Genomic DNA, 8,373 nt, shown 5'->3' on the forward strand with positions numbered 1-8,373 from the left:
TGCCTGCTCCAGCGCCTGCAGCGCGGCCTCCTGCGCCGCAGCCGACACGGTGCTCATGCCGGCGGCTGGCGCAGCAGCGCGAGCAGTTGCGCGAACACCTTGGGCGTGCCGGCGACCACTTCCTCGCCGAAAAGATGATCGCCTTCGCCGGTGAAATCGCCGATCAGCCCGCCGGCCTCGGTGACCAGCAGGCTGCCCGCGGCCACATCCCAGGGCGCGAGGCCGAGTTCGAAGAAACCGTCGTAGCGGCCCGCCGCGACATAGGCGAGATCGAGCGCGGCGGCACCCGGGCGGCGCAGGCCTGCGGCCTTCTGCATCACCGCCTTGAGCATCACCATGTAGCGGTCGATGTCACCGATGCGCCGAAACGGAAAGCCGGTGCCGATCAGCGACTCCTCCAGCCGGGCGCGGCTCGCCACGCGGATGCGCCGGTCATTCAGGAAGGCGCCGCGGCCGCGGGTGGCGGTGAACAGCTCGTCGCGGTTGGGGTCGTAGACCAGGCCCTGGGTGACCACGCCCTTTTCCATGAGCGCGATCGAGATGCAGTACTGCGGCATCCCGTGGATGAAGTTGGTGGTGCCATCGAGCGGGTCGATGATCCAGACGAAGTCGGCATCGCGGGCGTGTTCGGCGGCGCCCTTGCCCGGGGTGTGCCCGGACTCCTCTGCTAAGATCGAATGGCCCGGGTAGGCGGTGATCAGCGTGTCGATGATTGCCTGCTCCGAGGCGTGATCCACCTCGGTGACGAAATCGTTGCGCTGCTTGCGGGCGATCTTCACCTGATCCAGATCCAGGCTTGCCCGGTTGATGATCCGGCCTGCGCGGCGCGCGGCCCGGACCGCGACGTTGAGCATCGGGTGCATGTCGGATCCCGTAAAACCGTCCATTCTAAGGTATCGCGCTGGACTCGCTGCATCGCACAGGGCCGAGGCTGCTCGACAGGGTCAGCGTGGTGCTGGTCTCGCCCAGCCACGGCGGCAATGTCGGCGCGGCGGCGCGCGCCATGCGGGTCATGGGCCTGCGCCGGCTGGCGCTGGTCGCGCCGCGCTTTCCCGGCATCGCTGCGCACCCCGAGGCGCTCGCCTTCGCCAGCGGCGCCACCGATGTGCTCGCGCTTGCCACCGAGCATGGCTCGCTCGACGAGGCCCTGGCCGATGTCCACCTCGCGGTGGCGGTCAGCGCCGACACCCGGGAGTTCAGCGCCGCGCCGGTGCCGCCCTGGGAAGCCTGCACTCAGGTGCTCGCCGAGCTGCGTGCCGATGCCGCCTTGCGGGTGGCGCTGGTGTTCGGCACCGAGCGCACCGGCCTGTCCATCGAGCAGGTGCAGCGCTGCGGTCTTGTCACCGCCATTCCCGGCGAGGCCGACTATCACTCGCTCAATCTCGCCCAGGCGGTGCAGGTGATCTCCTGGGAGCTGCGACGCGCGCTGCTCGCCGCCGAGCCTGCGCCGGTGGCGGCCGAGCCCGATGCCGGGCCACCCGCCACCCTGGCTCAGCTCGAGCGCTTCCACGAGCACTTCGAGCAGGCGCTGGTGGCGGTGGGCTTTCTCGACCCCGCCGCGCCCAAGAAACTGCTGCCGCGCATGCGGCGGCTGTTCGCGCGGGCCCGGCCGCGCGCCGAGGAGGTCGATCTGCTGCGCGGCCTGTGCAAGCAGATGCTGTTGGCGGCGCAGGGCCGTCTGCCTGGACGTCCGCCGCGGGCCTGAGCATGCGTGGTCCGTCCGCGCCCGGCCTGTCGGCCACGCTGATGCGTGGCGGCGCTCGCAAGGCGCTGTTCCTGCTCGGGCGTGAACTGCCCGCGCGTGCCCGCGATCGCGATGCCCTCATCGCCCGGCTGCTCGGCTGTCCCGATCCCTCCGGCGCCCAGCTCGATGGCGTGGGTGGAGGCAGTGCCGAGACCAGTCGCGTGGTGGTGGTGACCCCCTCGCTGCGTGATGAGTGCGACATCGATGCGCAGTTCGGCGCGGTCGATCCGCGCGAGGGTTGCATCGACTGGTCGGTGGGCGAGAGCGACCTCCTGGCTGCCGCAGGTCTCTTCGCGCTGCTCGAGGGCCTGCATCCCTGTGCCGAGGGCGTCACCCGGGTGCGCATCTGGCATGCCGCCGCCCGTGCCCGCGTGGATGCGCTGGTGCCGGTGCGCGCGGGCGAAGTGCTGCAGGGCGGGGCCTTCAGCGACGAGGGCGTGCCGTTTGCCGGCATCGAGATCCGGCTTGAATTCCTCGACCCCACCGATGGCGGGCGAGGCGGCCCGCTGCTGCCCGATGGCGCACCGGTGCAGCAGCTCGTGGTGCCCGGCCTGGGCAGTCTGGACCTCACCCTGCTCGGCGGAGGGTGGCCGGCGGTGCTGGTGCGCGCCGATCGTCTCGGCCTCACCGGGCGCGAGACCCTGGCCCAGCTCGAGCGCGACCGGCGCCTGAAGGCCCGCTGCCAGGCGGTGCTCGCGGCCGCGGCCAGCCGCCTTGCCGAGGCAGGCAGCCTGGGGCCCCAATCGCTGCTTTTCGCGCATGTCGATCCGGCCGCGGCTGGCGGCGGCGAGCCTGCGCTGGTCTGGGTGGCGCCGCCTGCGGCTTACCGTGCCCGTGGCGGACCGGCGGTCGATGCGACCGAGATCGACCTGCTCGCCCGCGCCTGGGTCGATGGCCGGCCGCAACCGGGACTGGCCCTGTCGGCGGCAGTGGCGGTGGCGATCGCCGCGGCGCTGCCGGGCAGCGTGGTCCATGGGGCCGCTCGCACCCTGCCGGGTGTGCCCACCCGCATCGGCGCACCCGGTGGCCCGTTGGCGGTCGGTGCTGATCTGGTCATGAGTGGCGAGCACTGGCGGGTGGAGAAGGTCGCGCTTTCGCATGGCGCGCGGCGGCTGATGAGCGGACGGGTGTTCGGCGCGCCGGCCTGATGGCTCGCCAGCCGCCAGCCGCCAGCCGCCAGCCGCCAGCCGCCACTGCCCTGCCCGTGCTCAGCGCGCTTTGTGGGGCCGGCTTAGAATCCGGGTCCCGTCGGCGCGGCCCCCGGCCCGGTCGCCGGCAGATCCAGGAGACTGCCTTGCTCTTCGAACGGCTGCGCGAGGACATCGCGACCGTCATGGAAAAAGACCCGGCCGCGCGCTCGCGGCTGGAAGTGCTGCTCTGCTACCCCGGGGTGCACGCGCTCTTCATTCATCGCATCGCGCACGGCTTCTGGCGCGCAGGCCTGGTGCTGCCGGCGCGCTGGCTCAGCCATCTCGCGCGCTTTCTCACCGGCATCGAGGTGCACCCGGGCGCCAGCGTCGGCCGACGGGTCTTCATCGACCACGGCATGGGCGTGGTGGTGGGCGAGACCGCGGTCATCGGCGATGACTGCACCATTTATCAGGGCGTCACGCTCGGCGGCACCGCACTGAATCGCGCCAAGCGTCATCCCACGCTGGGCCGTGGCGTGGTGGTGGGGGCGGGCGCCAAGGTGCTCGGGCCTTTCACGGTGGGCGATGGCGCGCGCATCGGCTCCAATTCGGTGGTCATCAAGGAAGTGCCGGCCGGTGCCACGGCGGTGGGCACCCCGGCGCGGATCATCCTCGAGGAAGACGACAAGCGTCGTGAGGAGAACGCCGCGCGCATGGGCTTTTCGGCCTACGCGATCACCCGCAGCGCCGGCGATGATCCTCTGGGCATGGCCCTGAACCGTCTCATCGATCATGTTGCCGAGCAGGACCGCCGCATCGAGGCGCTGCAGGCTGCGCTCGATGAGCGCATCGAGGCCTCGCAAGGGCGCTGAGGCCTCGCAAGGGCGCCGCGGCGTCCGCCAGCGCTGAGGCTTGCCGCGGACTCGGGCTCAGCGCCCGCCGAAGTCGGCTGGCATCGCCGCAGGCACCGGCGCAGGCCATGGTCCCACCGGGCTGATCATGCTGTCGCGGGCCAGCAGCATGCCACCGCGTCCGCGTTCCGCATCCCAGTCAGGCAACACCCAGCGCTGCGCGGCTTCGCCGTTGAGGCGCAGCCGGTGATGCGCCGGCCGATGGGTGTGGCCGTGGACCAGCAGCCGGCAGCGCCACTGCGCCATCAGCGCCGACACGGCGTCGGGGCTGACATCCATGATGGCGTCCTCGCGGGTCTGCTTGGCGAGTTCGCTCTGCGCGCGCATGACGCGTGCCGTGGCCTGGCGTTCAGCCAGGGGGCGGGCCAGGAAGGCGCGTTGCCAGGCCTCGGTGCGGGCCTGGGCGCGAAAGGCCTGGTACTCGGTGTCGCCGGTGCACAGCGCATCACCATGGGTGAGCAGCACGGGCGTGCCGTCGAGCTCGATCCGGCAGGGATCGGGCAGCAGCTGCGCCCCGCTGGCCTCACACCAGCCCGGTCGGGCTTCGGCCTGCAGCAGGAAGTCGCGGTTGCCGCGCATGACGCCCACCGCGACGCCACGTTGCGCGAGCCCCGCGAGCGCCTGGATGAAGGTGGCCTCGACACCCTCGTGCGGTAGCGCGGCGATCTGGTCATCGCCCACCCAGGCATCGAAGGCATCGCCCAGCACGAAGACATGGCTGACCGCCTGCGCTTCGCGCAGAAAGGCCTCCAGGAAGAACCGGCCGGTGCGCGGCTGCGCATCGGCCAGGTGCATGTCGGAGACGAACAGCGCCGCCTGCCCGCGGCGCACGCTCAGCATCGCCGGCTTACTGGCCGGCCACCACCGCGGCCGACTCGATGGTGATCGCCTCGGCCGGCACATCGCCGAAGGGGCCCTTGCGGGTGGTGGGCACGGCGCGGATGCGGTCGACCACATCCATGCCCTTGACCACCTTGCCGAACACCGCGTAGCCATGGCCGTCGGGTTGCGGATGGTTCAGGCCGGCGTTGTCGACCACATTGATGAAGAACTGCGCCGTGGCCGAGTTGGGGTCGCCGGTACGGGCCATGGCCAGCCAGCCGCGGTCGTTCTTGAGGCCGTTCTGCGACTCGAGCGGAATCGGGCCGCGGGTTTTCTTCTGGCCGAAGCCCGACACATTCTTGTAGAAGTCGGCGGTGAAGCCGCCGCCCTGGATCATGAAGCTGCCGATGACGCGGTGGAACACCGTGCCGGCATAGTGGCCGTCGCGCACATACTGCAGGAAGTTCTCGACGCTGCGCGGCGCCTTGTCGGGGTAGAGCTCCAGCACGATCTCGCCCATGGAGGTCTTGAGCGACACCTGGGGATTGGCCGCGGCAGCGTCCTCGGTCATGGACAGCGCGACCAGCAGGGCGCCGATCAGGGGCAGTTTCTTCAACATGGATCTCTCCGCAAGGGTGGGTGGGTTCAGGGTTGCCGGGTGATTCGCCGGATGAGTTCGCGGGCCAGCCCGAGCTTTTCGCGGCTGGCCGCGCCGGCCGGGTCGAGCTGCCCGGCGCGGGCCCAGGCGCGCTCGGCCATGCGCAGGTAGACATCGCCAAGGTTTTCCTGGGCCAGGGCATAGCCGGGCAGGGCGCGCACCGCGTTCTCGAGCGCGACCCTGGCGCGGTCGAGCTCGCCGCGGGCAGCGAGCATCACTGCCAGGTTGTTGTGCGGCTCGGGCAGTTCGGGGAAGTCCTGGGTCAGCTGCTCGAAGACCGCGATCGCGTCATCGGCCCTGCCAGCTTCGGCGAGCAGCACGCCATAAAGGAAGCGCAACTGCGGGTTGCGGGGATGGTCGCGCAGGGCGGCATCGAGCGCGGCGAGTGCCCCGGCGCGGTTGCCTTCGCGGATCAGGCGTTCGGTCTGCTCGAGCGCCGTGACCGCCGAGCGCGGGTCGCTGAACCCGGCCGATCCGGTGGCGGCTGCGGGTGGACGCATCCCGGGCGTGGGCTGCACCGAGAGCCCCGGCAGCGACACGCCGGGTGCCGCGGGAGCGGTTGGCATGGGCTGCGCGCGGCCGCTGCCGGACAGTGTCCCGAGCAGCACCAGCAAGACCGCCGCCTGCCAGGCCGATCGGCCTGAAAGCAAGGACTGGCGCGGGTCTCGAGGCCAACCCCCCGATGCTATACTCGGTTGCATCCCGTCATTCTAGCAACCGCGCCCGGCGCCCCTGCCTGGAGCGGTCCCGCCTGCATGCTGCGCATCCACAACACGCTCACCCGCCGCAAGGAGGACTTCGTCCCCGCCGAACCCGGCCAGGTGCGGATGTACGTCTGTGGCATGACCGTCTATGACTACTGCCATGTGGGCCACGCCCGCATGCTGGTGGCCTTCGATGTGGTGCAGCGCTGGCTCCGGGCCAGCGGCTACCGCGTCACCTATGTGCGCAACATCACCGACATCGACGACAAGATCATCCGTCGCGCGGTCGAGAACAACGAACCCATCGCGGCGGTCACCAACCGATTCATCGCCGCCATGCATGAAGACACCGATGCCCTCGGTGTGCAGCGGCCCGAGCACGAGCCGCGTGCCACCCAGTATGTGCCGCAGATGCTCGGCATCATCGACCTGCTCGAGCGCAACGGCTATGCCTACCGGGCCGCTGATGGCGATGTCAATTACTCGGTGCGCCGGTTCGCGGGCTACGGCCGGCTCTCGGGCAAGTCGCTCGACGACCTTCGCGCCGGCGAGCGGGTGTCCGTGGATGACGCCAAGCAGGATCCACTCGACTTCGTGCTCTGGAAGTCGGCTCGCCCCGAAGAGCCCGAGGATGTGAAGTGGGCCTCGGCCTACGGGCCGGGCCGGCCGGGCTGGCACATCGAGTGCTCGGCCATGTCCACCGCGCTGCTCGGCAAGACCATCGACATCCATGGCGGGGGTGCCGATCTGCAGTTCCCCCATCACGAGAACGAGATCGCCCAGAGCGAGGGTGCGCATGGCGGCCAGTTCGTGCGCTACTGGATCCACAACGGCTTCGTGCGGGTCGACGACGAGAAGATGTCCAAGTCGCTGGGCAACTTCTTCACCATCCGCGATGTGCTGCAGCGCTTCGATCCCGAGGTGGTGCGGCTGTTCATCGTGCGGGCCCACTACCGCAGTCCGATCAACTACTCCAACGCCCACCTCGAAGACGCGCGGGCGTCGCTGCTTCGACTGTACAACGCGCTGTCCGATGAAGCCGCCGGGCCGGCCGAGGCCGCGCTGATCGACTGGTCGCTGCCCTGGGCCGCCCGCTTTCGCGAGGCCATGGATGACGACTTCAATACCCCTGAGGCCATGGCCGCGCTCTTTGAGCTCGCGGCCGAACTCAACCGCACCCGCAGTCCGGCCCTCGAGGTGCAGCTGCGGGCACTGGCCGGGGTGCTCGGCCTGCTGCAGCGGCCGTTGGCCGAGGTGCGTCGCGGTGGCCTGCAGGGTCGTGCTGCGGCCGCCCAGGCCGGGCTCGATGATGCCGCCATCCAGTCGCGCATCGACCAGCGCATGCAGGCCAAGAAGGCCCGCGACTTTGCCACGGCCGATCGCATCCGTGCCGAACTCCTGCAGCAGGGCGTGGTGCTGGAAGACAGCGCCGCCGGAACCAGCTGGCGCCGTGCCTGAAGCCGGGGCAGCAGGCGCACGCGCCGAGCCGTCAGCGGTCCCCTTCTGGGATCAGGCCCGGCGCTCCCTGCTGCGGCGAGATCCCGTGCTCGCCGGCATCATCCGGGCCTGCGGGTCGGCGCGCCTCCAGCCGCGTGGCGACCCCTTCCTCACGCTTGCCCGGTCGGTGGTCGGCCAGCAGATCTCGGTGGCGGCGGCCCAGACCATCTGGAACCGTTTCGAGGCCGCCTGCGGCGAGGTGCATCCCGAGCGCGTGGGTCGCCTTCGCGTCAGCACGCTCGCGCGCTGCGGCCTGTCGGGGCGCAAGGTGGAATACCTTCGCGATCTCGCCGGACGCTTTCGGCGCGGCGAGATCGACCCGTCTCGGTGGCAGTCGATGGACGATGAATCGGTCATCGCCGAGCTCACCGAGGTGCGCGGGATCGGCCGCTGGACAGCCGAGATGTTTCTGATCTTTAATCTGCAGCGACCCGATGTCCTGCCGCTCGACGACATCGGGCTGCTGAGGGCGGTGGCGCTGCACTACCCGCTGGCAGATGCGGGTCCAGAGGGTGGCGCGGCGGGCGCCCCAGGCATGCAGGCGGCCGAGCAGGCCGGCAGCGCGGCCAGCCGGCACCGGCTCAACCGGGTCCGGGCCCAGGCACTGGCCGAGCGCTGGCGGCCGTGGCGCTCGGTGGCCACCTGGTATCTGTGGCGCAGTCTCGATCCGGTCCCGGTCGAATACTAGGAGTCGTTCATCCATGAAGCCCACTTTCCTCGACTTCGAGCAGCCGATCGCTGATCTCGAGCAGAAGATCGACTCGCTGCGATTCGTGCGCGATGACTCCGCGGTCGACATCGCCGAGGAGATCGACCGGCTGCAGAAGAAGAGCCAGGGTCTGGTCAAGGAGACCTACAGCAAGCTCACGCCCTGGCAGGTCGCCCAGGTGGCGCGCCATCCGCAGCG

Annotated in this window: 9 protein-coding genes and 1 pseudogene; 6 read left to right on the top strand and 4 right to left on the bottom strand. The window is 70.4% G+C overall.

Annotated features, from left to right (window positions below; genetic code table 11):
* Window positions 1-53: 53 nt before the first annotated feature.
* Complete coding sequence (locus AC2H6A_RS15730; protein ID WP_484274630.1) at window positions 54-854, bottom strand: inositol monophosphatase family protein; 801 nt, start codon at window positions 852-854, stop codon at window positions 54-56.
* 77 nt (window positions 855-931) lie between these two features.
* Here AC2H6A_RS15730 and AC2H6A_RS15735 point away from each other — a divergent pair, with 77 nt between their 5' ends.
* From AC2H6A_RS15735 to cysE, 3 genes are all read left to right on the top strand, one after another.
* The gene (locus AC2H6A_RS15735; protein ID WP_484274645.1) at window positions 932-1,705 is read left to right on the top strand and encodes an RNA methyltransferase; all 774 of its coding nucleotides are present in this window, start codon (window positions 932-934) and stop codon (window positions 1,703-1,705) included.
* A 2-nt stretch (window positions 1,706-1,707) separates the two neighbouring features.
* Window positions 1,708-2,892 carry a PrpF domain-containing protein gene (locus AC2H6A_RS15740; protein ID WP_484274632.1) on the top strand — a complete coding sequence of 395 codons (1,185 nt, stop codon included), beginning with the start codon at window positions 1,708-1,710 and terminating at the stop codon, window positions 2,890-2,892.
* Between the two features lie 185 nt (window positions 2,893-3,077).
* The gene (gene cysE, locus AC2H6A_RS15745) at window positions 3,078-3,746 is read left to right on the top strand and encodes a serine O-acetyltransferase (RefSeq protein WP_484274647.1); all 669 of its coding nucleotides are present in this window, start codon (window positions 3,078-3,080) and stop codon (window positions 3,744-3,746) included.
* A gap of 57 nt (window positions 3,747-3,803) precedes the next feature.
* On the opposite strand, the gene AC2H6A_RS15750 is transcribed toward cysE, so the two are convergent.
* From AC2H6A_RS15750 to AC2H6A_RS15760, 3 genes are read right to left on the bottom strand one after another with little or no spacing between them, the layout of a single operon-like run.
* Window positions 3,804-4,625, bottom strand: a complete 822-nt coding sequence (locus tag AC2H6A_RS15750) for a UDP-2,3-diacylglucosamine diphosphatase (protein ID WP_484274634.1) — start codon at window positions 4,623-4,625, stop codon at window positions 3,804-3,806.
* Window positions 4,626-4,632: 7 nt separating this feature from the next.
* On the bottom strand, window positions 4,633-5,226 hold the full coding sequence (locus tag AC2H6A_RS15755; RefSeq protein WP_484274637.1) for a peptidylprolyl isomerase: 594 nt from the start codon (window positions 5,224-5,226) through the stop codon (window positions 4,633-4,635).
* Window positions 5,227-5,252: 26 nt separating this feature from the next.
* The gene (locus tag AC2H6A_RS15760; protein WP_484274639.1) at window positions 5,253-5,831 is read right to left on the bottom strand and encodes a tetratricopeptide repeat protein; all 579 of its coding nucleotides are present in this window, start codon (window positions 5,829-5,831) and stop codon (window positions 5,253-5,255) included.
* A 189-nt stretch (window positions 5,832-6,020) separates the two neighbouring features.
* Between AC2H6A_RS15760 and cysS the strand changes: the two genes are divergently transcribed.
* The 3 genes and pseudogenes from cysS to AC2H6A_RS15775 all read left to right on the top strand — a co-directional run.
* Entirely contained in the window at window positions 6,021-7,427 is a 1,407-nt protein-coding gene (gene cysS / locus AC2H6A_RS15765) for a cysteine--tRNA ligase (protein WP_484274641.1), read from the top strand.
* 85 nt (window positions 7,428-7,512) lie between these two features.
* Entirely contained in the window at window positions 7,513-8,154 is a 642-nt protein-coding gene (locus tag AC2H6A_RS15770; protein ID WP_484274643.1) for a DNA-3-methyladenine glycosylase family protein, read from the top strand.
* A 13-nt stretch (window positions 8,155-8,167) separates the two neighbouring features.
* Window positions 8,168-8,373, top strand: a pseudogene (locus AC2H6A_RS15775) (acetyl-CoA carboxylase carboxyl transferase subunit alpha); the annotation flags it as partial.

It is taken from the genome of Quisquiliibacterium sp., assembly GCF_982640115.1.

Coding starts and splice junctions, on each gene's coding strand:
- AC2H6A_RS15730 (WP_484274630.1), bottom strand. CDS start 854: ATGCTCAACGTCGCGGTCCGGGCCGCGCGCCGCGCAGGCCGGATCATC.
- AC2H6A_RS15740 (WP_484274632.1), top strand. CDS start 1,708: ATGCGTGGTCCGTCCGCGCCCGGCCTGTCGGCCACGCTGATGCGTGGC.
- cysE (WP_484274647.1), top strand. CDS start 3,078: ATGGAAAAAGACCCGGCCGCGCGCTCGCGGCTGGAAGTGCTGCTCTGC.
- AC2H6A_RS15750 (WP_484274634.1), bottom strand. CDS start 4,625: ATGCTGAGCGTGCGCCGCGGGCAGGCGGCGCTGTTCGTCTCCGACATG.
- AC2H6A_RS15755 (WP_484274637.1), bottom strand. CDS start 5,226: ATGTTGAAGAAACTGCCCCTGATCGGCGCCCTGCTGGTCGCGCTGTCC.
- AC2H6A_RS15760 (WP_484274639.1), bottom strand. CDS start 5,831: ATGCCAACCGCTCCCGCGGCACCCGGCGTGTCGCTGCCGGGGCTCTCG.
- cysS (WP_484274641.1), top strand. CDS start 6,021: ATGCTGCGCATCCACAACACGCTCACCCGCCGCAAGGAGGACTTCGTC.